This window comes from Catellatospora tritici, from assembly GCF_019083965.1.
Taxonomy (GTDB): Bacteria; Actinomycetota; Actinomycetes; order Mycobacteriales; family Micromonosporaceae; genus Catellatospora; species Catellatospora tritici.
In genome coordinates this window covers 514,225-536,627 of record NZ_JAHRCY010000002.1, presented here as the reverse complement: position 1 = coordinate 536,627, position 22,403 = coordinate 514,225, and the positions used below count along the sequence as shown (strand labels likewise).

Sequence of the window (22,403 nt, the reverse complement as noted above, 5' to 3'; positions counted from 1 at the left end):
GCGTCCGGGCAGGACAAATCACCCAGCGTCAGGACGGGAGCGTCCGGATGTCGGGACGACGGGGAGAACGGGGGTGGTTTGGGTCAGGAACGGGCGATGGGGGCGAGGACCGCGGCGGTCAGCCGGATCAGGTCGGCGGGGGCCAGACGGAGCTGGAGACCCCTCTTACCTGCGGAAACATACATCGCCTCGCCGTCCAGTGCCGACTCGTCGATCACCGTCGGCAGGCGCTTGCGCTGCCCCAGCGGACTGATGCCGCCACGCACGTAGCCGGTGGTCTTCTCGGCCAGATCGCGGTCGGCCATCGCGGCCCGCTTGCCGCCCGCCGCCGCGGCGAGCGCCTTGAGGTCGATCTCACCTGTGACCGGCACCACGGCCACGGTCAGGGCTCCGTCGACTTCGGTGACCAGCGTCTTGAACACGCGGGCCGGGTCGGCGCCGAGCGCGTCGGCGACCAGGGCGCCGTAGTTGGGGGAATCGGCCGACACGTCGTACGTGTGCAGTGTGTGTGCCACCTTCTGCTTGGCGAGCAGCGCCGTCGCCGGAGTCCCCTGACTTCCCACGATCGCCGATGCTACGCGGCCCCCGCCCAACCCCGTCCGCGCCCGCCCGCGTGCCCGTCCGTTGGGACCGGGTGGGTGAGGAGGGCCAGGGGGCCGGTAGGGGTGCGGGTGAGAAGGAGGGAGGCGGGGTTGGGGCCGGAGAGGCGCAGGTCGCGGCGGAGCTGTTCGACGTCGAGGGCGGAGCCGCGTTTGAGGATCTCCAGGCGGCCCACCTGGCGGTCGCGGAGGGTGGCGCGCAGGCGTTTGAGCGAGAACGGGAGGGCCTCGTCGATGGCGAAGCAGCGGCCGAAGGGTGAGGTCACAGGGGTGTCGGTGTAGACGTACGCGATGGACGGGTCGGCCAGGCGGCCGTCGTGGGCGGCGGCGAACTCGGCGACCAGGTGGGAGCGGACGACGGCGCCGTCTGGGTCGGTGACGTACGCGCCGATCTCGCCGACCGGGGCGGTGGCGTCGCCGGTGCCGGTGAGCTCGTGGGCGGTGCCGTCGCGCAGGACCGTGGCCCGGCGCGGCACCCGGGCCAGCGGCCCGCACCAGGCGGCGGCCTCGACCACGTCGCCGTCGACGGAGACCAGCTCCAGTTCGGCGCCGGGCGGCAGCAGTTCCTGGTCGATGCCGGGCGCGAGCTTGAGCACGGTGTGCGGCACCCGCTGCGGCAGCGCCGCCACCCAGTCCCAGGGCGGCGAGTAGTCCTCGGGCCGGAACACGCGCCGCCCGCCGCTGCGCCGGGCCGGGTCGCAGAACGCGGCGTCGACCGCGCTCAGGTCGAAGTCGCGAGCATCGCCGCAGGTCACAGTCGCGTTGGGAGCGTTGAGGGCGGCGCAGGCGGCGGTCACCGGGTCGGCGTCGACGCCGTACCCCCGGATGCCCGCGGCCGTCACCGCGCGCAGGTCGGCGCCGAGCCCGCAGCCCAGGTCGGCCAGGGCCGACACCCCGGCCGCGGCCAGCCGCGCGGCCCGGCGCACCGCGACGATCTCGCGGGTGGCCTGCTCCAGCCCGGCCCGGGTGAGGAAGACGCGGTCGGCGTCGGCGCCGAACTTCGGTGCCGCCTTGCGGCGCAGCGCGACCTGGGTCAGCGCCGCATTGGCCAGTTCGGGGGCGAAGCCGCGCGAGCGCAGGGCGGTCGCGGCGGCCAGCGAGTCGGTGTCGGCCAGCGCCGCGGCGGCGGCCAGGGCCGCTTCACCCTCGGGGGTACGCAGCGCCGCCAGCTGGTCGAGATCCACGTCTTATTCTGGCAGCGGCACCGAGATCACCTGGAACGGTGCCCCGGCCTCGGCGCGGTTCAGTTGCGAGTTGACCAGCAGCAGCCGATCGCGCGCGTACGCCAGCGTGGTGGGCACGTCGAAGGCGTCCGCGCGCCAGCGCCGCACCTCCACCCCCGACCGACCGTCGGCGGCGACGCACACCTCGGACAGGTAGAACACCACGTCGGCGTGGCTGGTCCCCTCGTTGACCAGCCCGTACAGGGCGTCGCCGAGCAGCAGCATGCCGTCGGGCCCGAACGGCGCACCCACCTCGATCCGCGTCGCCTCGGCCGTGGCCAGGTCGATGCGCCACAGGCTGTCGTCGCCCTGCGCTCCGACCAGCAGCGCACTCCCGTCCGGCGTGGCGGTGACCCCGTTGAGGTACGGCAGCTCGCCCGCGCCCTCGACCCGGGCGAACACCTCGAACTCGCCGGTCGTCGCGTCGCTGTCACCCAGTGCGAGCCGCCACACCACCGGCGTGTGCGAGTCGGTGACGTACGCGGTGTCGCCGACGATCCACACGTCGTTGAGCAGCGGATTCTCCGACGGCACGGACCGCTGGGCGACCAGCGCCGCGGTCTGCAGGTCGTACACGTACAGGTGACCGGTGGCGCCGCCGCAGGCGACCAGTCGCGCCTGGGCGTGCACGGTCAGCCCGAGCACGCGGGTGCGACCGTCGGTCCCGGCGGGCAGCCACACCTCGGTGTCGGGGTGGTCCAGGCGGCCGCGGTAGATCGTGCCGTCGCGGCTGCTGCCGACGTAGAAGGTGCCGTCGGGTGCGGTCGTGATGCCCTCGGGGAAGACCGCGTCGCCGGGAAGGGTGTAAGCGGCGTGCATGGCCGCACCCTACGCGACCCGCCCCGCGCGCCCGGTCGGTGATCATCCAAGTTGCCGGGCAAGCGTGCGTATCTTGGCCGGTCACTCCCACGATTGCCGGGCAACTCGCGCCCTGGTCCGGGGCGCGCGGGATTCGGGGAATCCCGGTGTTCACGTGCGGGACGGAGTAAGTTGGCCGACGTGGCGACTAGCACTCTCCTTGACTGAGTGCTAGCGGCGACATAATGTTCGAGTTAGCACCCTGGCTGCCAGAGTGCTAATGCACTACCGCCCGGCCGGTGGCGACACCCGCGACGACGCCACCCACGGGGCGGTGACAACCCAGCAGACAAACACACCTGGGTCTCGTGGTGCGAGACCTGGGCTATACCCCAGGAGGGTATGCTCGTGACTACCGCGACGAAGGTTGCGATCAAGCCGCTCGAGGACCGGATCCTGGTCCAGGCGAACGAGGCTGAGACCACCACCGCGTCGGGCCTCGTGATCCCCGACACGGCCAAGGAGAAGCCGCAGGAGGGCACCGTCCTCGCTGTCGGCCCCGGCCGGGTCGACGACAAGGGCAACCGCATCCCGGTCGACGTCAAGGTGGGTGACAAGGTCATCTACTCGAAGTACGGCGGCACCGAGGTCAAGTACGCCGGCGAGGAGTACCTGCTGCTCTCCGCCCGCGACGTCCTCGCGGTCGTCGAGAAGTGATCTCAGCGATGCCCCGGCTCGCCCGCGAGGGTGGCCGGGGCATCGTCACGTTAAGGAGACGATAGATGCCTAAGATCCTCAGCTTCTCTGACGACGCCCGCCACCTGCTGGAGCACGGGGTCAACACGCTCGCCGACGCGGTCAAGGTCACGCTGGGCCCCAAGGGCCGCAACGTGGTGCTGGACAAGAAGTTCGGCGCGCCCACGATCACCAACGATGGTGTGACCATCGCCAAGGAGATCGAGCTGTCCAACCCGTACGAGAACCTGGGCGCGCAGCTGGTCAAGGAGGTGGCGACGAAGACCAACGACGTCGCCGGCGACGGCACCACCACCGCGACCGTGCTCGCCCAGGCGATGGTGCGCGAGGGCCTGCGCAACGTGACCGCCGGTGCCAACCCGGCCGGTCTCAAGCGCGGCATCGACCAGGCTGTCACCAAGATCAGTGACGCCCTGCTCGGCAAGGCTGTCGCGATCGCGGACAAGTCCGACATCGCGCACGTCGCCACGATCTCCGCCCAGGACCGCACCATCGGTGAGCTCATCGCCGAGGCGATGGACAAGGTCGGCCGCGACGGTGTCATCACCGTCGAAGAGGGCTCGACCATGACCACCGAGCTCGACGTCACCGAGGGCATGCAGTTCGACAAGGGCTTCATCTCGCCCCACTTCGTCACCGACCCCGAGTCGGGCGAGGCGGTGCTGGACGACCCGTACATCCTGATCACCACCAGCAAGATCTCCTCGATCGAGGAGCTGCTGCCGCTGCTGGAGAAGGTCCTGCAGACCGGCAAGCCGCTGCTGCTCGTGGCCGAGGACGTCGACGGCCAGGCGCTGAGCACCCTGGTGGTCAACTCGATCCGCAAGACCATCAAGGTCGCCGCGGTCAAGGCGCCCGGGTTCGGCGACCGCCGCAAGGCGATGCTGCAGGACCTGGCCATCCTGACCGGTGGCGAGCTGGTCGCGCCGGAGCTGGGCTACAAGCTCGACGCCGTCGGCATCGAGGTGCTGGGCCAGGCCCGCCGCGTGGTGATCACCAAGGACACCACCACCGTCATCGACGGTGTCGGCAAGCAGAGCGAGGTCGACGCCCGCGTCGGGCAGATCCGCAAGGAGATCGAGGCCTCGGACTCCGACTGGGACAAGGAGAAGCTGGGCGAGCGTCTGGCCAAGCTCTCCGGCGGCATCGCCGTGGTCAAGGTCGGCGCCGCGACCGAGGTCGAGATGAAGGAGCGCAAGCACCGCATCGAGGACGCGATCTCCGCCACCCGCGCCGCCGTCGAGGAGGGCATCGTCCCCGGTGGCGGTGCCGCGCTGGCTCAGATCACCTCGGTGCTCGACGGTGACCTCGGCCTGACCGGTGACGAGAAGACCGGTGTCTCGATCGTGCGCAAGGCGCTGGTCGAGCCGCTGCGCTGGATCGCCCAGAACGCCGGCCACGACGGCTACGTCGTGGTGCAGAAGGTGCAGTCCAGCGACTGGGGCCACGGCCTCGACGCGGCCAAGGGCGAGTACGTCGACCTGGCCAAGTCCGGCATCGTCGACCCGGTGAAGGTGACCCGCAACGCCGCGATCAACGCGGCGTCGATCGCCAGCCTGCTGCTGACCACCGAGTCGCTGGTGGTCGAGAAGCCGGCCAAGGCCGAGCCCGCCGGCAACGGCGGCCACGGTCACTCGCACGGCCACGGCGGCCACTCGCACTGATCGTGGCCCGACTCCGTCGGGCCACGAGTAAGGAAGGGCACCTTCTTATCGCATTGCGATGTAGAAGGTGCCCTTCTTAACTCTCCGGCCAAGCCGGGGCTTGATGTACCAAGCCGGTCCGGCCGCGGCGACGAATCAGCGGTAAGTGATCGGTAATGCCTGCGGTCATGTTCATCGGGAGCCGCGGCGCGCAGACTGGGGGCGTGATGACTCGGGTGCGGGCGATGACCGCGGGGTTGGTCTCGGCGGCGGTGGCGCTGGGCGTGGCGGAGTTGGTCGCGGTGTTCACCGGGCCGCGTACCTCGCCGCTGATCGCGGTGGGCGGGGCGGTCATCGACGCCACCCCGGAGGCGGTCAAGCACGTCGCGATCCAGCTCTTCGGGGTGTACGACAAAGTCGCCCTGCTCACCGGCACCGTGCTCCTACTGGCCGCCTTCGCGGCCGTGGTGGGCCTGCTCGCGCGGCGCGACTTCCGCTGGGGCGTCGCGGGCATCGGCCTGTTCGCCCTGGTCGGCGTGGCCGCGGCGGTGACCCGCCCCAACGCGGGCCCGCTGGCGCTGCTGCCGACCGTGATCGGCTCCGCCGCCGCGATCGCGGTGCTGCACTGGCTGCTGGGCGCGGCGCAGACCGCCGAGGCGGACGCCGCCGCCCCCGCCGCCCGCCGCCGGTTCCTGCGGTTCGCGCTGCTCGGCGCGGGTGGTGCCGCGGTCGCCGGGTTCCTGGGCCGGTCCTTGTCGTCGCGCCGCGACGTGCAGGCGGCCCGGGAGCAGCTCGCCCTGCCGACACCGGGCAGCCCGGCTCCGGCGCTGCCCGCGACGGTCGATCCGCCCGTCTCGGGCCTGTCCTCGTACGTCACCGGCAACGACGTCTTCTACCGCATCGACACCGCGCTGGTCGTGCCGCAAGTCGACCCGGACTCGTGGCGACTGCGCATTCATGGGCGGGTGGCCCGGCCGATGGAGCTGACCCTGCGGGAGTTGCTGGCCCGGCCGACCGTGGAGCGGTACGTCACGCTGACCTGCGTCTCCAACGAGGTCGGCGGCGACCTGGTCGGCAACGCCCGCTGGCTCGGCGTGCCGGTCAAGGACCTGCTGGACGAGGCGGGCCCGCTCGACGGGGCCGACCAGGTGGTCAGCCGGTCGGTCGACGGCTGGACCTGCGGCACCCCGACCTCGGTGCTGCGCGACGGTCGCGACGCGATCCTCGCCTTCGCCATGAACGGCGAGCCGCTGCCGGTCGACCACGGCTTCCCGGTCCGCATGGTGGTGCCCGGCCTGTACGGCTACGTCAGCGCCTGCAAATGGATCACCGAGATGGAGCTGAGCTCCTTCGCCGACTTCGACGCGTACTGGGTGCGCAAGGGCTGGGCCGCGCAGGGGCCGATCAAGACCGAGTCGCGTATCGACGCGCCCAAGGCGTTCGGCACGGTCTCACCCGGCGACACGATGATCGCCGGGGTGGCCTGGGCGCAGCACCGCGGGGTGTCGGTGGTCGAGGTGCGGGTGGACGAGGGTCCGTGGGAACCGGCCACGCTGGCCGGAACGGTCGGTCCCGACACCTGGCGCCAGTGGAGTCTGCCGTGGAAGGCGACGCCCGGCAGTCACACCATCTCGGTGCGTGCCGCCGATTCGACCGGGGCGCTGCAGCCCGAGGACCGGGCCGACCCGTTCCCCGACGGTGCGCAGGGCTGGCACACGATCAGCGTGCAGGTGCGCTGAATTCGGGCTCGGGCTCCAGTCGAGCCTCCAGCCGCTTGACGTCGACGCGGGCACCGCAGCGGTCGACGACGTCGCGCCAGCCGATCTGCAGCAGGCGGTGCCGCTCGTGCTCGGTGAAACCACCCCACACGCCGTACGGCTCGCGGGTGGTCAAGGCGTGGGCGGCGCACTCGGCGCGTACAGGGCAGGAGCCGCACACCTTCTTCGCGGCGGTCTCCCGGCGGCCCCTAGATGAGCCCCGCTCACCATCGGGGTGGAAGAACTGCAGGCTGTCACGTCCTCTACACGCTCCGTGATGCTGCCAGTCCCAAACGTCGGCTATCGGACCGGGGAGTCTGCGGAAGTGGGCCATCTGACCTCCTAGGGGATGGGAGGCTTGAGGACAAGCGAAGAGATTTGGGACAACGTCAGCACGTTACTCCTCGTACGTCCGCTTGTCGCCATCGAGTGGATGATCAGGTAGAGCTGGACTGAGTTTTCGACGGAATCCCCGGAAAGTGCGTAATGATCTGGGTGTCTCGTGGTCTTCTTCGCAGGAGAGAGGGGGATCACCGTGCAGACCGTCCTCGTTTGCGTCCGCACCACCACGGCTGCGGCCACGATCGCGACCTGTGCCGAGCGGCTGGGGATTGCCGCAGGGGTGCGTACCGCGACCAACGCCGTCGAGGCGATAGCGCAGTTGGCCACGTTCCCGGCCGGGATCGTGCTGGCCGACACCGCGCTCACTCGCCCGGACACCGTCGGCTTCACCCGCAAGGTGCTCGCCGCCGTGCCGCACGCGCAGCTGGTGCTGTTCGGCCCGGAGGAGCCGGCCGCCGCGCAGGCAGCCATCCGGGCCGGGGCCCGGGGGCTGATCGGCGGCACCGATCCGGATCCGGTCAGCACCGCCGCCAAGGCGTTGCTGCTGGTCAGCAGACCGGCCGCGCGTACCGAGGCGGTGCGTCCCGCCGTCGCCGGGGTGATGGCGGGTGCCGCCAGACAGGCGGGTCGACCGCTGCCCGCCGGTCCGGGGGTGGCGAACCCCTATCCCGGCCGCCAGGGCGGCACATCCGCGGCCGCGGTCGTGCCCGCCCAGCGTGGCGATCTGCCCGGCGAGCAGGTCGGCCAGCCGATGCGCCCGGCCCGCTCGGTCACGCTGACCGAGCGCGAACTGCAGGTCCTGCGGGGTATGGCAGACGGTCAGAGCAACGCCGAGATCGGCCGCGACCTGTTCGTCTCCGAGGACACCGTGAAGACCCACGCCCGCCGGCTGTTCCGCAAGCTGGGCGCGCGCGACCGCGCCCACGCGGTCGCCGCTGGCTTCCGGGCCGGACTGGTGTTCTAGGGACTCCACCCCGGTGCGCTACCCGCCGCCTCCCCGTCTAAACCCGGCCGGCGGGTGGAAAATCTCGACTTTCGGCTCAGTCTTCGACCATGTCGTCCACCGCGTCGGCGTAGCCGCGCGCGTACTCCCAGGTCACATAGTGGTCGGGGTCGGGATCGTAGGCGGGCTCGTGCACTCGCGGTCGGCCCGAGTCGAGCAGGTGCCGCAGGTTGCCCCGCAGCAGGTCCCAGTCGAAGTAGTGCGGTTCGCGGCAGTCCTCACAGTCGACGACGAGCCCCCGAATGCCCTTCGGGGACAGCAGCACCTGGTAGACCTCCAGTTCGGCCAGGTCGGCCAGGAGGTCGGCGCGTTCCTGCGTCGAGAGTTCGCCGTACGCGTCACCCTCGGGGTCGTCCAGACCCGCGGTGGGGTCGGCCGGGTCGCCGTGGAACGGATCAATGGGCTCGTCGTGCACCCCTTCACGTTAGTCTCCCGCACGCGGCAGTGGGGGCGCAGACACAGGCCCGCTTCCCGACAGCCCGTACCGGCTGGTCCGGCGCAGGTCAGCTCACCGGTAGCATGCATCACGTCCCGTTGCCCCGCGATTGCCCGTTTCAGGGCGAGCCGCCGGGGAACGGGGATGTGCCCGCGAGACTCCACCAGGCCGCACCGGCGACGACCGTCCTGCTCGTGCCCGGCGAACCGGCCTCGCGGTAGCGTTTGTTCAACTGGACCGCGGAGGAGATACCCGTGCGAGACATCGTCGAGATCGGCCTGGGCAAGACCGCGCAGCGCGGCTACCACCTCGATGACATCGCCATCGTGCCGACACGCCGCACCCGGGACGTGGACGACGTCTCGACGAACTGGCAGCTCGACGCATACCGCTTCGGCATCCCGTGCGTGGCGCACCCGTCCGACGCCACCATGAGCCCGGCCAACGCGGTCGCGCTGGGTAGGCTCGGCGGCCTGGGCATCCTCAACGTCGAGGGTCTGTGGACCCGCTACGAGGACCCGAGCAAGCTGCTGGCCGAGCTCGCGCACGCCGCGCGTGAGGGCGACGACGACAACATGACCGGTCGGCTGCAGCAGCTGTACGCCGCCGAGCCGATCAAGCCGGAGCTGATCGCCGAGCGGGTCCGCGAGATGCGTGACCTGGCCGCCAAGTCCGGCGGCGGCGTCACCGTCGCGGTACGGGTGTCGCCGCAGCACACCCTCGCGCTCGCTCCGGTCATCCTGGACTCCGGCGTGGACCTGCTGGTCATCCAGGGCACCATCGTCTCGGCCGAGCACGTGTCGACCGTGGACGAGCCGCTGAACCTGAAGGAGTTCATCGCCGACCTGGACCTGCCGGTCATCGTCGGCGGCTGCACCAACTACCAGACCGCGCTGCACCTGATGCGTACCGGCGCGGCCGGGGTCATCGTCGGCATCGGTGCCGACCACCTGTCCACCACCGACACCGTGCTCGGCATCCGGGTGCCGATGGCCACCGCGATCGCCGACGCCGCCGCGGCCCGCCGCGACTACCTCGACGAGACCGGCGGCCGGTACGTCCACCTCATCGCCGACGGTGACCTGCACACCTCCGGCGACATCGCCAAGGCCCTGGGCTGCGGCGCCGACGCGGTCATGCTCGGCGCGCCGCTGTCGCTGGCCGAGGGCGCGCCCGGTGGCGGCCTGTGGTGGCACCCGTCGGCCAGCCACCCGAAGCTGCCGCGCGGCTCGATCGGCTTCACCGCCGAGCCGATGGGCACCCTGGAGGAGGTGCTGTTCGGGCCCGCGACCGACCCCGACGGCCTGCTCAACCTGTTCGGCGGTCTCAAGCGGGCCATGGCCAAGTGCGGCTACCGCGACCTCAAGGAGTTCCAGAAGGTCGGCCTGATGCTCGACCGGCCCTGACGGTCGGCTGGGCGCCGCAGCTCGGCTCCAAGATCGCTGTCTCCGGCCAAGGTCTGCGCCCACAGCGCGCATCGGACCGGAGACGGCGATCTTTCGCGTGAGCCCAGGAGGAAGATCGCAGCTCGCGGTCGGAATGTGCTGCCCAGGAGCGGGTTCCGGCCGCCGGCGGCGATCTTCGTCGTCCGCCCGTCCGGGCGCGCGCCAAGGGGGTCGGGGCGGTGCCGAGTCGTGACCTTTGCGGTGGCAACGCAGGTCGTGGCCAGGAGGTCATAGAGTCTGGGTAAGTCGTGACACTGGGAGGGGCTCATGACCAAGCGCGCCGGGATCGCCGTCGCCACGGGAGCGGCCGTACTGCTCGCCGCGGGTTGCACGGCGACCAAGGAACCGCTGTTCACCGGCCCGACCGGCGGCTTCCCCGAGCCTTCGGCCGCCCCGGCGGCAGCGGCCGACCTGGGCAGCGCCGGTGACCCCTACTACCCGGGCTACGGCAACAGCGGCTACGACGTCGACTCGTACGACCTCAAGGTCAAGTACGACCCGGCCAGCGACCGCCTCACCGGCGTCGCCACCGTGACCGCGACCGCCACCGAGGTGCTCACCCGCTACCACCTCGACCTGCACGGGCTCTCTGTCGAGCAGGTCACCGTGGACGGCAAGGCCGCCACCACGGCCCGCAAACAGGACGAGCTGATCATCTCGGTGCCCGCGGCGATCCCGACCGGGCAGAAGTTCGTCACCGTGGTCACCTACGGCGGCGTCCCCACCCCGATCACCGGCCCCGAACTGGGCGCCACCGGCGTGCTCTCCACCAGCGACGGCGCCTTCGTCATCGGCGAGCCGGAGTCGGCCACGACCTGGTACCCCGTCAACGACCACCCGCGTGACAAGGCCACGTACACGATCGCGCTGACGGTGCCGAAGGGGCTGTCGGCGCTGAGCAACGGCATCCTGCGCGGCAAGCAGGACGACGCGGGCTGGACCACCTGGAACTGGCAGGTCACCTCGCCGATGGCGTCGTACCTGTCCATGTTCGTGATCGGCAAGTACCGGGTGGCGCAGAGCGAGCACAAGGGCAAGCCGGTGCTGACGGCCGTGTCCCAGAGCATTCCGCGGGGGAACGTCGACACCGCGGTGGCGCGTACCCCGGAGATCATCGACTTTCTGGAGCAGAGCTTCGGGCCGTATCCGTTCGACGCCTACGGCGGCATCGTCATCCACGACGACCGGGTCGGCTACGCGCTGGAGACCCAGACCCGGCCGGTCTACTCCGACGCGTTCTGGAGTCGCGGACAGAACACCGTGGTCGTCGCGCACGAACTGGCGCACCAGTGGTTCGGCGACAGCGTGTCGGTCGACACCTGGCGCAACATCTGGCTCAACGAGGGCTTCGCGACGTACGCCCAGTGGATGTGGGGCGAGCACATCGGCGAGACGACGATCCAGGACGAGTTCGACCGGCGGTACGAGGACACCGGCAACCAGATCTGGCGCGTCGCCCCCGGCGAGCCCGGCAAGGAGAATCTCTTCTCCGGCAGCGTCTACCAGCGCGGCGGCATGACCCTGCACGCGCTGCGCAAGAAGGTCGGCGACGAGAAGTTCTTCACCATCCTCAAGACCTGGACCTCGGAGAACAAGGACCGCAACGTCACCACCGAGCAGTTCATCGCGATGGCCGAACGCATCAGCGGCCAGGATCTCGACGCCTTCTTCGACGCCTGGCTCTTCCAGGCCAAGCGCCCGGAGCAGTGAGCGAAAGACGGGCGCGTGCGTGCTCGGTTGCGAGCCATGGGCACGCACGCGCCCGCGTTCAGCGGCCCAGATATGGGCGTACGAGTGCAGGTTCGTGACCGAACCAGTCCTCGAATTGCACGATCAACCGTCCTCCTCGTACCCGCTCGTCGCAGGGGTGAGGTCGGCCGCAGTGTCGGCAGCACCCGACACCGTCGCGCCGATGGGCCTGGAGCAGGCGCCGCCCGTAGGCGGCCTGCGCCTCGGCATATTCGCGAAACTCCCGTTCGGCGATGGGCGTGTCCGTCCGCACCTGTTCCCCCTTCGGCTCGGTATGACCATGCCAGCCACCCGGCGTGGCGCACACCTGCTGGTCGGAGCGAGGACACACGGATCCAAGGGCGGCGTTTTCCGAGCGTGACGGTCGCGTCCCACTCTTTGCCCATTCGAATGGGTAATGTCGGGTGGCATCGATATCGGTGCACACGGATCATGCGGACGGGGGGAGGACGATGGCGGTCGCCACGAGGCGAGCGGAGAGTCCACAGACACGAGGTCGGCAACTCGCGCAGGAAGGGCGCCGACTGTGGCAGGACCTGGGATCGGTGAAGCTGGCCGCGACCGAGCTGATGAATCGTCACCGCGACGTTCCCAGTCTCCAGGCCTATCGGTACGCGGCAGGACTCTCCCAGGATCAGGCGGCGGCGAGGTACAACGAGGTCACCGACCATCAGACCAGCCTCGGTGGGACCACGATCAAAGCTTGGGAGACGTGGGCGCGCGGTCGAGGTGCCGGGTCGGCTCCACCGCTGGCGAGCCTGCTGATCCTGGCCATGGCGTACGGCCGTGGCCCGTTGGGGGTTGCCGAGGAGGATCTCTCTCCGGGAGATCTCGTTGCGGAGGCCTATGAGCGGCTTGCGCCAGAAGATCAGCTGGGGCTCAGGCGCGTGCCCGCTCAGCGCAGACATGAGGCCGACAGGCTACTTGGCCAGCCTCGCCGCCGCGAGGCGCGTATGTCGTCGGCGGAACAGAGATGGCCGGGCCGGACTTCGCGCTCACCGTGCCGGTCCTCGGCGACGGCAACCCCGTCATCCGGCCGTTCTCACTGCCCAACCCACAGCCCGGTCAGTTGCTTGACCTGGATTGGGAGACGTTCGGCTACGGGATCGAGCGGTTGGCGCGGCAGATCAAGAACCACGGTCACCGTCTTGACGTGGACATCTGTTTCGGAGTGAACGAGGCGGGGTTGGTCATGGCGACCTTCCTGGCCTCGGGACAGTTCTCCCGTTGTCCGATCGGCTATCTGAAGTGCAACAAGGTGCGCGACGACATCGCGCTGGACGGTCAGTCCTTCTTTCCCGAGGCGGGCGCGGCGCCCACGATCGTCATCTGCGACTTCGAGGTCAAGCATGCCGACGTCGTCGGATATCTCGCGCAGGAGCTGAGATCGCGGTACCCGGAGGCACGACTGTACTTCGCGGTGTTCGGGGCCATGACCAAGGACAACGACCTGGCGGTCGCCGACTTCGATGACCTCACGGGCGCGAGCATCATGAGGGCCGCAGGCTTCGCCGCCGTCTTCATCGCGGCGACGATGAGCCCACCGGGTATCGAACCGCCAATGGAGCTGCGCTGACCCACACCCGGAGGCGACCACCGTGCATGACCTTCAGCTGACCGACATGGCAAATGGCGCGGCGGACCTGGTCCGCACGATCATGGCGGAGATCCGGCCGAAACTGATCGAGGCCGCCGTCTCCGGTGACCGCGGCGAACGGCGCAACGCCCGTCACGCGGGCAACTTCCTCTCTCGGCACGACCTGTGGATGCACAGCCGTTACCGGGAGTTGCTGACGCCGCTGCTCAGGCGATTCGTGTACGCCTCCGAGGAGGCCGAACCGCAGGTCATCGGCGATGATCCCGATCCTGACCTGTGTGTCCTCGTCGACCCGCTGGACACCAGCGAGCTGGCGGTTCGGGGACTGAACGGCTACACGCATCTGATGATCTACTCGCGGTCACTGGCTCGGCCGGTCGTCGCTGTGGTGGGCGACATCTTCCACCATGTCCAGCTCTATGTGGCCGCACGTGACGGCACGGGAAGCGACCGCGCTGTCCTGACGACAGCGGATGGACAGGTCCATCCGCTGCGCTCCCCGCAGCCCCGCCGACTGTCAGACGCACTTATCACGAACTTTCTGATGCGGCCCACGGAACGGTTCGTGCCGCTGGCGAAGCAGACCCGGTTGATAGAGGCGCTCGGGGCGGCTGATGATGCCGGTCAAGCGCGGGGTCGCCTGGGAGTCGACTTCGGCTCGATCGGCCTCTGCCACGTCGCGGCAGGGTTCACCGATGCGATGATCGAGTTCGCCAAAGGCTTCGCCGTGTGGGATCTCGCGCCTGGGCAGTACGTGCTCGCAGCGGCGGGTGGTGTGGTCGTCGGCTTGGACGGGCGCGAATTGCCGCTGGACTTCGGATTCGACTCGCTTGACGGCATTGCCGCCGCCATGACGCAGCGCAGGAAGTTCATCGCCACCGGCACCCTCGACCTCGCCGAAGCTCTCGTCGACCGCCTCGAACACTGACCTGGGGCCCAAACGAGGCTGCAGTTTCGGGGAAAGCGCACGAAAGCGGGCCATGATTCCTGCACTTTCCCCGAAACTGCCCGGCCCGCGGCGCGACGGACCCCTGGCGCGTGACTTACTGGCGGGTAATAATCCTGCGCATGGCTCGCTACGACGTGGTGGTGATCGGGTCGGGGTTCGGCGGGAGTGTGGCCGCGCTTCGGCTCGCCGAGAAGGGGTACTCGGTCGCGGTGCTGGAGGCGGGTCGCCGCTTCGCCGACCGGGACTTTCCCAAGACCAGCTGGCGCGTGCGCAAGTTCCTGTGGGCGCCCGCGCTGGGCTGCTACGGCATCCAGCGGATCACCCTGCTGCGGCCGGACAAGGGCGAGCGCGGCGCGGGCGTGCTGGTGCTGTCGGGCGCCGGGGTCGGTGGCGGTTCGCTGGTGTACGCCAACACGCTCTACCGCCCGCTGCCGGACTTCTACGCCGACCCGCAGTGGCGCGACATCACCGACTGGAAGACCGAGCTGGCCCCGTACTACGACACCGCCGAGCGGATGCTCGGGGTGACCACGTACGACCGCACCACCCCCGCCGACGAGGCGTTCCGCAAGGTGGCCGAGCGGATGGGCGTCGGTGACACGTTCCACGCCACCCCGGTCGGGGTGTTCCTGGGCATGCCCGGCGCGACCGTGCCGGACCCGTACTTCGGTGGCGAGGGCCCGGCGCGGGCGGGCTGCCTGCACTGCGGCGAGTGCATGACCGGCTGCCGCCACAACGCCAAGAACACACTGGTCAAGAACTATCTGTGGCTGGCCGAGAAGGCCGGGGCGGTGGTGTTCCCGCTGACCACCGTCACCGCGGTGCGGCCGCGCGAGGGCGGGGGCTACACGGTCGAGACGGCGCGGACCGGCGCGCTGCTGGCCAAGCGGCGGCGCTCGCCCGCGGACGCGGTGATCGAGGCGGACCAGGTGGTGTTCGCGGCGGGTGCGCTCGGTACCCAGCGGCTGCTGCACGCGATGAAGGAGCGGGGCATCCTGCCCCGGCTGTCGGGGCGGCTGGGTGCGCTGACCCGCACCAACTCGGAGTCGCTGGTGGGCGCGACGATGCTGCCCGGCGACGCGCGCAAGCGAAAGCCGCGCTTCACCGAGGGTGTCGCGATCACCAGCTCGTTCCACCCGGACGGGCGGACCCACATCGAGCCGGTGCGCTACGGCCGGGGCTCGAACGCGATGGGGCTGCTGCAGTCGGCGCTGACCGACGGCGGCCCGGGGCGGGGGCGGCGCTGGCTGCGGGAGATGTTCCGCTGGCCGCTGCCGTACCTGCGGGCGATGTCGGTGCGCGGCTGGTCGGACCGGACCATCATCGCGCTGGTGATGCAGTCGCTGGACAACTCGCTCACGGTGCGCTGGCGCCGGGGCGGGCTGCGCTCGACGCTGGGCCACGGGGCGGCGAACCCGACCTGGATCCCGGCGGGCAACGAGGCGGTGCGGCTGCTGGCCGAGGAGATCGGCGGGTTGCCGGGTGGGGCGCTGCCGGAGGTGCTGGACATCCCGCTGACCGCGCACATCCTGGGCGGGGCGGTCATCGGCGCGGACGCGGACAGCGGCGTCGTGGACCCGTACCACCGCGTCTTCGGGCATCCGGGCCTGCACGTCGTCGACGGCGCCGCGGTCTGCGCGAACCTCGGGGTGAACCCGTCGCTGACGATCACCGCGCAGGCGGAGCGGGCGATGGCGGCGTGGCCCGCGAAGGGCGAGGCCGACCGGCGGCCCGCGCCGGGCGAACCGTACCGAAAAATTACCGCCGCGTGACCCGAAGGCGACGCGTACGCCCGACCCTGTCGGGGTGACCGTCGCCGCGACCACGCCCGACCCCGCCGCGGTCCCGCCGCGCGGCGGCCGGGCCGACGTGGTCTATGTGCTGCTGCTGGTGCAGGCCGGGGCAGGCCTGCTGGGAATGCTCGGTGAGCTGCTGTTCATGGGCGGATTGCCGTTCTACGCGATCGCGCCGCTGAGCCGGGTGATCGTCACCTTCATGTTCGCGGCGATGGTGGTGCGGGGTCGGCGCGGCGCCCTGATCGGGGTGCTGGTGCTCCAGGCGCTGTCGCTGGTCGGGCTGGTGCTGAGCCTGGTGCTGGGGGCGTTGCCGGGCGTCGACTTCACCCCGACGCTGACCGGGTTGCTCACCGGGCTGCTGCTGCCGGTGCTGGTCACGGTGCAGTGTGTACGGCTGCTGGCCACCCCCGAGCCCGGGGCCGGTGTCCGGTGAATCCGGTCGAGACGCTGCTGACCGGGATCGCGCCCGAGCACACCGCCGCCCTGACCGCGGGCATCCTGGCCTGCTGCTTCCTGCCGTGGCTGGCGGGTCCGGCGGTGAACCAGGTCGCCCGCTGGGCGTACGTGCTGCTCGGCGCCGCCGCCGTGGTGCACCTGGCGCTGCCGCTGGGCCACCGGGACAGCGCCTGGCTGACCGCCGGCTTCCTGCTCAGCGGCGTGGCGTACGGGGTGTTGGCCTGGCGGGCGCGCGGTGACCGGCGCGGCTGGCGGTTCGGCACGGCGGTGCTGGTGCCGCTGAACCTGCTGGCGTACCTGATCGTCATCGGACGCGGCGGTGAGGAGGCCGACCAGGTCGGCATCGCGGCGGCGCTGGTCGAGTTGGTCGCGTTCGGGCTGGCGGTGGTGCCGCAGCGGCGGCCGGGGCGCCCGCGCCGGTTCCTGCGCGCGCTGGGCTCGACCTCGACGGTGTTCGCGGTGTTCGCCACCGGCGCGGTGGTGTGGATCTCCACGCTCGTGGCGCACCAGGCGGCGGGCGCGTCGGCGGGGGCGACCCAGGCGCCCGCGGTCGGGCACAGCCACGCGCACGGGCACGAGCACCTGCTCCGGGCCCAGGCCGGGGTGATCATGCGGCAACTGATCGGCGACCACCATCCGTCCGCCGCGCAGGCTGACGCCGCCGCGCACCTGGCCGCCGACACCCGGCAGTCGGTACGTCGGTTCGCGAAGCTGTCCGACGCGCTCGCGGCCGGGTACCAGCTGCCCATCACCGGGAAGACCGGCCCCGACGTGCATATGGACAACCCGGCGTTCAAGTCGGACGGCGCGGTGCTGGACCCGCGGCGTCCGGAGACGCTGGTGTTCACGATCGAGGACGGGAAGGCCACGCTGCTGGGCGTGGTCTACGTGATCGAGCGGGCCGGGGTCGCCGGTCCGGAGCCGGGCGGCCCGGTCACCCGGTGGCACGCGCACAACCTGTGCATCTCGCTGGCCCCGCCCGGCATCGGCGTGGTCACGCCGTACGGCGGGTGCCCGACGTTGTCGGTGGCGCTGACGACGCCGGAGATGATGCACGTCTGGGTGGTGGACCCGCCCGGCGGCGCCTTCGCCGAGGGCGTGGACGCGAAGTGGGCTCGCGACTACCACCGCACGCACGGACTGCCGACCGCTTAAGGTGTTCGGCATGGGGAGGACGTTCTCGCGGGCTCGTGTCGCGACAGTCGTGCTGGTGATGTCGTTGCTGGCCACCGGCTGCGGCGACGGGCGGCAGCCGAAGTTCGAGGCGGCGCCGTCGGCGTCGCCGGTGCTGGAGTCGGCGGTCGCCTCGCCCTCGGCCGTGCCGTCGCCGCAGGCATCGCCGTCGGTCAAGCCGTCGGCCTCGCCGAAGCCGGTCAAGAACGGCAACGTGCTCAAGCACGGCGCGGGCACGTTCCGCACCGCCGCCGGCGGCACCGACGTGATCGGCACCGCGGGCGCGCTGCGGACGTACTACGTGCAGGTGGAGAGCGGGATCACCACGTTCGACCCGGACGGCTTCGCCGCCGCGGTGGACCAGATCCTGGCCGACCCGCACAGCTGGATCGCGTCGAAGAAGTGGCGGTTCAAGCGGGTCAGCACGGGGGTGACGCCGAACTTCTACATCCGGCTGGCCACGCCCGACACGATCGACCGCATGTGCGGCAGCGCCGGGCTGGACACGGCGGGCATCTTCTCCTGCCGCTTCGGCAACAACGTCATGATCAACCTGTACCGCTGGACCAACGGCGCGACCGGGTTCACCGACCTGAACGTGTACCGCAACATGGTGGTCAACCATGAGACCGGTCACTATCTCGGCCATGATCACGTGTTCTGCCCCGGCGCGGGCAGGCCCGCACCCGTGATGCAGCAGCAGACCAAGTCGTTGCAGGGCTGCAAGGCCAATCCCTACCCGTACCCGGACGGGGTCCACTACGTGGGTTGACCTGGGCGCCACGTTAAGGTTGAGGTCATGACTACGCCGCGCCCCGTTCTGGTGGTTGACTTCGGAGCCCAGTACGCCCAGCTCATAGCCCGCCGGGTACGCGAGGCGCACGTCTATTCGGAGATCGTTCCGCATTCGATGTCCGTCGATGAGATGATGCGCCGGAACCCGGCCGCGATCATCCTGTCCGGCGGCCCGGCGAGCGTGTACGTGCCCGGCGCCCCGCAGGTCGACGCGACCCTGTTCGAGGCGGGCGTGCCGGTCTTCGGCATCTGCTACGGCTTCCAGGCGATGGCCGCGGCGCTGGGCGGCACGGTCAGCCACACCGGCCTGCGCGAGTTCGGCGGCACCGTGGTCGACGCCCAGCCGGACGCGGGCGTGCTGTTCGCGGGCCTGCCCGCGCGCCAGGACGTGTGGATGAGCCACGGCGACTGCGTGAGCGTCGCCCCGGCCGGATTCACCGTCACCGCCGGGTCGGCGGGCGCGCCGGTCGCCGCGTTCGAGGACACCTCGCGCGGCTTCGCCGGGGTGCAGTTCCACCCCGAGGTCGCGCACACGCCGTACGGTCAGCGTCTGCTGGAGCGGTTCCTGCACGACGTGGCCGGGATCGAGCCGACCTGGACCATGGGCAACATCATCGACGACCAGGTGGCCGCGATCCGCGCCCAGGTCGGCGACGCCGAGGTGATCTGCGGCCTGTCCGGCGGGGTCGACTCGGCGGTGGCCGCCGCGCTGGTGCACAAGGCGGTCGGCGACCAGCTGACCTGTGTCTTCGTCGACCACGGGCTGCTGCGCGCGGGCGAGGCCGAGCAGGTCGAGCGGGACTACGTGGCCGCCACCGGCATCAAGCTCAAGGTCGTCGACGCGGCTGACCGATTCCTGGGCGCGCTGGCCGGGGTCACCGACCCGGAGACCAAGCGCAAGATCATTGGCCGGGAGTTCATCCGGGTGTTCGAGGCGGCCGCGCGCGAGGTCGCGGCCGGCGGCGACGTGCGCTTCCTGGTGCAGGGCACGCTCTACCCGGACGTGGTCGAGTCCGGCGGCGGCACCGGCACGGCCAACATCAAGAGCCACCACAACGTCGGCGGCCTGCCCGACGACCTCAAGTTCGACCTGGTCGAGCCGCTGCGCACGCTGTTCAAGGACGAGGTGCGGGCGCTGGGCGCCAGCCTCGGCCTGCCCGAGGAGATGGTCTGGCGGCACCCGTTCCCGGGTCCGGGCCTGGCCATCCGCATCATCGGTGAGGTCAACCAGCACAACCTCGACATCCTGCGCGCCGCCGACCTGGTCGCCCGCCAGGAGCTGACCGCGTCAGGCCTGGATCGCGACGTGTGGCAGTTCCCGGTGGTGCTGCTGGCCGACGTGCGCTCGGTCGGCGTGCAGGGCGACGGCCGCACCTACGGCCACCCGGTCGTGCTGCGCCCGGTCTCCAGCGAGGACGCCATGACCGCCGACTGGTCCCGCCTGCCGTACGACCTGATCGCCCGCATCTCCACCCGCATCACCAACGAGGTTCCCGAGGTCAACCGCGTCGTGCTCGACGTGACGAGCAAGCCCCCGGGCACCATCGAGTGGGAATGAGTGAAAGCCGTGACGCCGACGTCGTTCGGCTCACGCGCTGATTGAGCCCCGGCCCCCGGCCGGGGCTCAACTCTTGGTGTGCGGTGTCTCAAGATCGCTGCTGGCGGCCGTTTTGCCGCCCTGAGCTGGGACGTCGAACCACAAAAACGATCAATGGCATTAATGGAACGCGAAGGTACTTATAAATCGGACATCTTGTCGTGATCTTCGCGGCGGGGGAGAATGATTTCTCGTGACCACCGCGCTCGAGGCATTGCGGCGGATCGCCGCATATGCCGTCATCACCAATGAGTCCGACCAGGTGCTTCTGGTTCGGGCATCCGAGCAGTCCGGCACCCCGGGCATCTGGTCCCTCCCCGGAGGGGCGGTGGACCACGGCGAGCACCCCAACGACACTGTTGTCAGGGAGACAGCCGCCGAGACCGGTCTGAGCGTCGCCGTAACCGGACTGCGTGATGTGCTCGCCGACATGCGGGCACTGCCGCACCGAGGCGTGACCATCCACACCGACCGCGTCATCTACGCCGCGCGGGTGCGCGGCGGAGCGCTGCGCGAGCGGATCGACCAGCCCACCGACCTGGTGTCCTGGCTCGACCTGGACGAGTGCGCGAAGCTGCCGCTGCGGCCGTTCACGGCGGCGGCGCTGGGGCTGTCCGCGCTCGCCGCCGACCAGATTCCCGACGAGGTGCCCGACTTCCCGTCGTTCCACGCCGTGCCCGGCGCCGACGGGCTGCACCGCGCGCAGCGCTTCGCGGCGTACGCGGTGGTCACCGACCGTCAGCAGCGCGTGCTGCTGACCCGCATCGCCCCCAACTACCCCGGCGCGGGCCTGTGGCACCTGCCCGGCGGCGGCACCGACTTCGGCGAGCAGCCCGGCACGGCGCTCATCCGCGAGCTGGTCGAGGAGACCGGCCAGCGCGGGCGCCTCGGCGAGCTGCTGGGCGTGGCCAGCCACCGCGACGCGGCGTCGCTGGGCCCGGAGGGCTACCCGATCGACTGGCACGGCGTGCGCGCCTTCTATCGGGTGCGCGTCGACCGGGCCACCCGGCCGAAGGTGTACGACCAGGGCGGCTCCACCGCCGAAGCGCGCTGGGTCACCCCCAACGAGCTGGGTGAACTGGGCCCCGACGACGTCACCGAGGTCACCGCGGAGGCACTGCGGGCTGCCGCGCTGCCCCGCATGCCCCGGCAGGTTTGAGCCGTCGCCTAGCCTGGCGGCCATGGAGAAACGGCGCAGGATCGGGGCGTACGGCATCGCCCGCGACGAGCAGGGCCGGCTGCTGCTGGTCCGCTCGTCGGCCAAGTCGAACCACCCCGGGCGGTGGTTCCTGCCCGGGGGCGGCCTGAACCACGGCGAGGACCCGGCCGCCGGGCTGGCGCGGGAGTTCCTCGAGGAGACCGGCCTGACCGTACGGATCACCGGCCTGCACGGCGTCTCGACCGACCTGGTCGACATGCCGTGGCGCGGCGTGCTGCTGCACCACGACCGGGTCGTCTACGACGTGGCGGTGACCGGCGGCGAGCTGACCGTCGAGACCGACGGCACCAGCGACCTGCCCGCCTGGGTGGAGCCGGCGCGCCTGGCCGAACTGCCGGTGATCCCGTTCGTGGCCCGCACGCTCGGGCTGGCCGAACCCGTCGCCGACACCCCGCCGCCCCCGGCCGTCGACGAGGCGGGCGAGTTGTCCGCGGACGGGCGGATGGTGCGGCAGACGAACCGGGTGATGCGCTTCGGGGCGTACGGCATCGTCACCGACCCGGCCGGTCGGGTGCTGCTGTCGCTGATCTCGCCCGGCTACCCCGGCGCGGGCCGCTGGCACCTGCCCGGCGGCGGCACCGACTTCGGTGAGCAGCCGCACGTCGGTCTGCTGCGCGAGATCTACGAGGAGACCGGTCAGACCGGTGCGGTGACCGAGCTGATCGAGGTGAGCTCGCACCACAACCCGAACGCGATCGGCCCCGAGGGCGTCCCGTTGGACTGGTACGTGGTCCGCGCGATCTTCCGGGTCACCGTCGCGGACCCGACTGTGCCGGTGGTCACCGAGGTGAGCGGCTCGACGTGCGACGCCGGTTGGTTCCACCCCGCCGAGCTGGGCGGTATCCCGCTCACGGACATGGCGACGAGAGAATTGCGTCATATGAGGTGAATTTGCCGGTCGGGTAGACTGGCCAGCGGACCGAGACAGAGCGCCCCCGGGATACTTCGTGGCCTAGGGGCCGATTTGCCCCTTCAGTGACCCAATGGGTGGAGATTTCGACCCGGCGGGTATCGCCAAGGCGCACACGTGTGTGCGATGGTGTAGGCCGCAAAAGCCGGACGGTCCGCTG

The 22,403-nt window shown here is 70.7% G+C and carries 20 protein-coding genes; 15 read left to right on the top strand and 5 right to left on the bottom strand.

Features of this window, described 5'->3' with window-relative positions; all coding sequences use genetic code 11:
* Positions 1-83 precede the first annotated feature (83 nt).
* Genes ybaK through KUA19_RS06240 form a run of 3 tightly spaced genes read right to left on the bottom strand, consistent with a single transcriptional unit; the run spans position 84 to position 2,641 of the window.
* Positions 84-563, bottom strand: a complete 480-nt coding sequence (gene ybaK, locus KUA19_RS06250) for a Cys-tRNA(Pro) deacylase (protein ID WP_217395126.1) — start codon at positions 561-563, stop codon at positions 84-86.
* Between the two features lie 11 nt (positions 564-574).
* Positions 575-1,783, bottom strand: a complete 1,209-nt coding sequence (locus KUA19_RS06245) for a class I SAM-dependent methyltransferase (RefSeq protein ID WP_217395125.1) — start codon at positions 1,781-1,783, stop codon at positions 575-577.
* Positions 1,784-1,786: 3 nt separating this feature from the next.
* Complete coding sequence (locus KUA19_RS06240) at positions 1,787-2,641, bottom strand: SMP-30/gluconolactonase/LRE family protein (protein WP_217395124.1); 855 nt, start codon at positions 2,639-2,641, stop codon at positions 1,787-1,789.
* A 387-nt stretch (positions 2,642-3,028) separates the two neighbouring features.
* On the opposite strand from KUA19_RS06240, the gene groES reads away from it, so the two are divergent.
* From groES to KUA19_RS06225, 3 genes are all read left to right on the top strand, one after another.
* On the top strand, positions 3,029-3,337 hold the full coding sequence (gene groES, locus KUA19_RS06235) for a co-chaperone GroES (RefSeq protein WP_428835559.1): 309 nt from the start codon (positions 3,029-3,031) through the stop codon (positions 3,335-3,337).
* 65 nt (positions 3,338-3,402) lie between these two features.
* Positions 3,403-5,040, top strand: a complete 1,638-nt coding sequence (gene groL / locus KUA19_RS06230; RefSeq protein WP_217395123.1) for a chaperonin GroEL — start codon at positions 3,403-3,405, stop codon at positions 5,038-5,040.
* A 206-nt stretch (positions 5,041-5,246) separates the two neighbouring features.
* The gene (locus KUA19_RS06225) at positions 5,247-6,758 is read left to right on the top strand and encodes a molybdopterin-dependent oxidoreductase (RefSeq protein WP_217395372.1); all 1,512 of its coding nucleotides are present in this window, start codon (positions 5,247-5,249) and stop codon (positions 6,756-6,758) included.
* On the opposite strand, the gene KUA19_RS06220 is transcribed toward KUA19_RS06225, so the two are convergent.
* Entirely contained in the window at positions 6,739-7,110 is a 372-nt protein-coding gene (locus KUA19_RS06220; protein WP_217395122.1) for a WhiB family transcriptional regulator, read from the bottom strand. The genes KUA19_RS06225 and KUA19_RS06220 overlap by 20 nt on opposite strands.
* A 201-nt stretch (positions 7,111-7,311) precedes the next feature.
* Between KUA19_RS06220 and KUA19_RS06215 the strand changes: the two genes are divergently transcribed.
* Positions 7,312-8,082 (top strand): helix-turn-helix transcriptional regulator, encoded by a 771-nt coding sequence (locus KUA19_RS06215; RefSeq protein WP_217395121.1) that lies wholly within the window; start codon positions 7,312-7,314, stop codon positions 8,080-8,082.
* Positions 8,083-8,158: 76 nt separating this feature from the next.
* On the opposite strand, the gene KUA19_RS06210 is transcribed toward KUA19_RS06215, so the two are convergent.
* Positions 8,159-8,536, bottom strand: a complete 378-nt coding sequence (locus KUA19_RS06210; RefSeq protein ID WP_217395120.1) for a DUF5319 domain-containing protein — start codon at positions 8,534-8,536, stop codon at positions 8,159-8,161.
* 275 nt (positions 8,537-8,811) lie between these two features.
* Here KUA19_RS06210 and KUA19_RS06205 point away from each other — a divergent pair, with 275 nt between their 5' ends.
* The 11 genes from KUA19_RS06205 to KUA19_RS06155 all read left to right on the top strand — a co-directional run bounded on the left by KUA19_RS06205 (position 8,812) and on the right by KUA19_RS06155 (position 22,222).
* On the top strand, positions 8,812-9,963 hold the full coding sequence (locus KUA19_RS06205; RefSeq protein ID WP_217395119.1) for a GuaB3 family IMP dehydrogenase-related protein: 1,152 nt from the start codon (positions 8,812-8,814) through the stop codon (positions 9,961-9,963).
* A gap of 306 nt (positions 9,964-10,269) precedes the next feature.
* Positions 10,270-11,712 (top strand): M1 family metallopeptidase, encoded by a 1,443-nt coding sequence (locus tag KUA19_RS06200; RefSeq protein ID WP_217395118.1) that lies wholly within the window; start codon positions 10,270-10,272, stop codon positions 11,710-11,712.
* 1,012 nt (positions 11,713-12,724) lie between these two features.
* Complete coding sequence (locus tag KUA19_RS06195) at positions 12,725-13,327, top strand: hypothetical protein (RefSeq protein ID WP_217395117.1); 603 nt, start codon at positions 12,725-12,727, stop codon at positions 13,325-13,327.
* Positions 13,328-13,349: 22 nt separating this feature from the next.
* The gene (locus KUA19_RS06190) at positions 13,350-14,276 is read left to right on the top strand and encodes an inositol monophosphatase family protein (protein ID WP_217395116.1); all 927 of its coding nucleotides are present in this window, start codon (positions 13,350-13,352) and stop codon (positions 14,274-14,276) included.
* 140 nt (positions 14,277-14,416) lie between these two features.
* A complete protein-coding gene (locus KUA19_RS06185; protein WP_217395115.1) occupies positions 14,417-16,069 on the top strand; it encodes an FAD-dependent oxidoreductase in 1,653 nt (550 codons plus the stop codon).
* A gap of 34 nt (positions 16,070-16,103) precedes the next feature.
* The gene (locus tag KUA19_RS06180; RefSeq protein WP_217395114.1) at positions 16,104-16,526 is read left to right on the top strand and encodes a hypothetical protein; all 423 of its coding nucleotides are present in this window, start codon (positions 16,104-16,106) and stop codon (positions 16,524-16,526) included.
* The gene (locus tag KUA19_RS06175; protein WP_217395113.1) at positions 16,523-17,704 is read left to right on the top strand and encodes a hypothetical protein; all 1,182 of its coding nucleotides are present in this window, start codon (positions 16,523-16,525) and stop codon (positions 17,702-17,704) included. The genes KUA19_RS06180 and KUA19_RS06175 overlap by 4 nt, the downstream gene beginning before the upstream one ends.
* A 10-nt stretch (positions 17,705-17,714) precedes the next feature.
* Positions 17,715-18,494: a DUF3152 domain-containing protein gene (locus KUA19_RS06170; protein ID WP_217395112.1), complete on the top strand. Its 780-nt coding sequence runs from the start codon at positions 17,715-17,717 to the stop codon at positions 18,492-18,494.
* 27 nt (positions 18,495-18,521) lie between these two features.
* A complete protein-coding gene (gene guaA, locus KUA19_RS06165) occupies positions 18,522-20,075 on the top strand; it encodes a glutamine-hydrolyzing GMP synthase (RefSeq protein ID WP_217395111.1) in 1,554 nt (517 codons plus the stop codon).
* 232 nt (positions 20,076-20,307) lie between these two features.
* Entirely contained in the window at positions 20,308-21,273 is a 966-nt protein-coding gene (locus KUA19_RS06160) for an NUDIX domain-containing protein (RefSeq protein ID WP_217395110.1), read from the top strand.
* 22 nt (positions 21,274-21,295) lie between these two features.
* On the top strand, positions 21,296-22,222 hold the full coding sequence (locus KUA19_RS06155) for an NUDIX hydrolase (protein WP_217395109.1): 927 nt from the start codon (positions 21,296-21,298) through the stop codon (positions 22,220-22,222).
* Positions 22,223-22,403 lie beyond the last annotated feature (181 nt).

Excerpts from the sequence above, each read along its gene's own strand:
- KUA19_RS06240 (WP_217395124.1), bottom strand. The coding sequence starts at position 2,641 with ATGCACGCCGCTTACACCCTTCCCGGCGACGCGGTCTTCCCCGAGGGC.
- KUA19_RS06200 (WP_217395118.1), top strand. The coding sequence starts at position 10,270 with ATGACCAAGCGCGCCGGGATCGCCGTCGCCACGGGAGCGGCCGTACTG.
- KUA19_RS06220 (WP_217395122.1), bottom strand. The coding sequence starts at position 7,110 with ATGGCCCACTTCCGCAGACTCCCCGGTCCGATAGCCGACGTTTGGGAC.
- KUA19_RS06155 (WP_217395109.1), top strand. The coding sequence starts at position 21,296 with ATGGAGAAACGGCGCAGGATCGGGGCGTACGGCATCGCCCGCGACGAG.
- KUA19_RS06170 (WP_217395112.1), top strand. The coding sequence starts at position 17,715 with ATGGGGAGGACGTTCTCGCGGGCTCGTGTCGCGACAGTCGTGCTGGTG.
- KUA19_RS06195 (WP_217395117.1), top strand. The coding sequence starts at position 12,725 with ATGGCCGGGCCGGACTTCGCGCTCACCGTGCCGGTCCTCGGCGACGGC.
- KUA19_RS06185 (WP_217395115.1), top strand. The coding sequence starts at position 14,417 with ATGGCTCGCTACGACGTGGTGGTGATCGGGTCGGGGTTCGGCGGGAGT.
- KUA19_RS06225 (WP_217395372.1), top strand. The coding sequence starts at position 5,247 with ATGACTCGGGTGCGGGCGATGACCGCGGGGTTGGTCTCGGCGGCGGTG.
- groL (WP_217395123.1), top strand. The coding sequence starts at position 3,403 with ATGCCTAAGATCCTCAGCTTCTCTGACGACGCCCGCCACCTGCTGGAG.
- guaA (WP_217395111.1), top strand. The coding sequence starts at position 18,522 with ATGACTACGCCGCGCCCCGTTCTGGTGGTTGACTTCGGAGCCCAGTAC.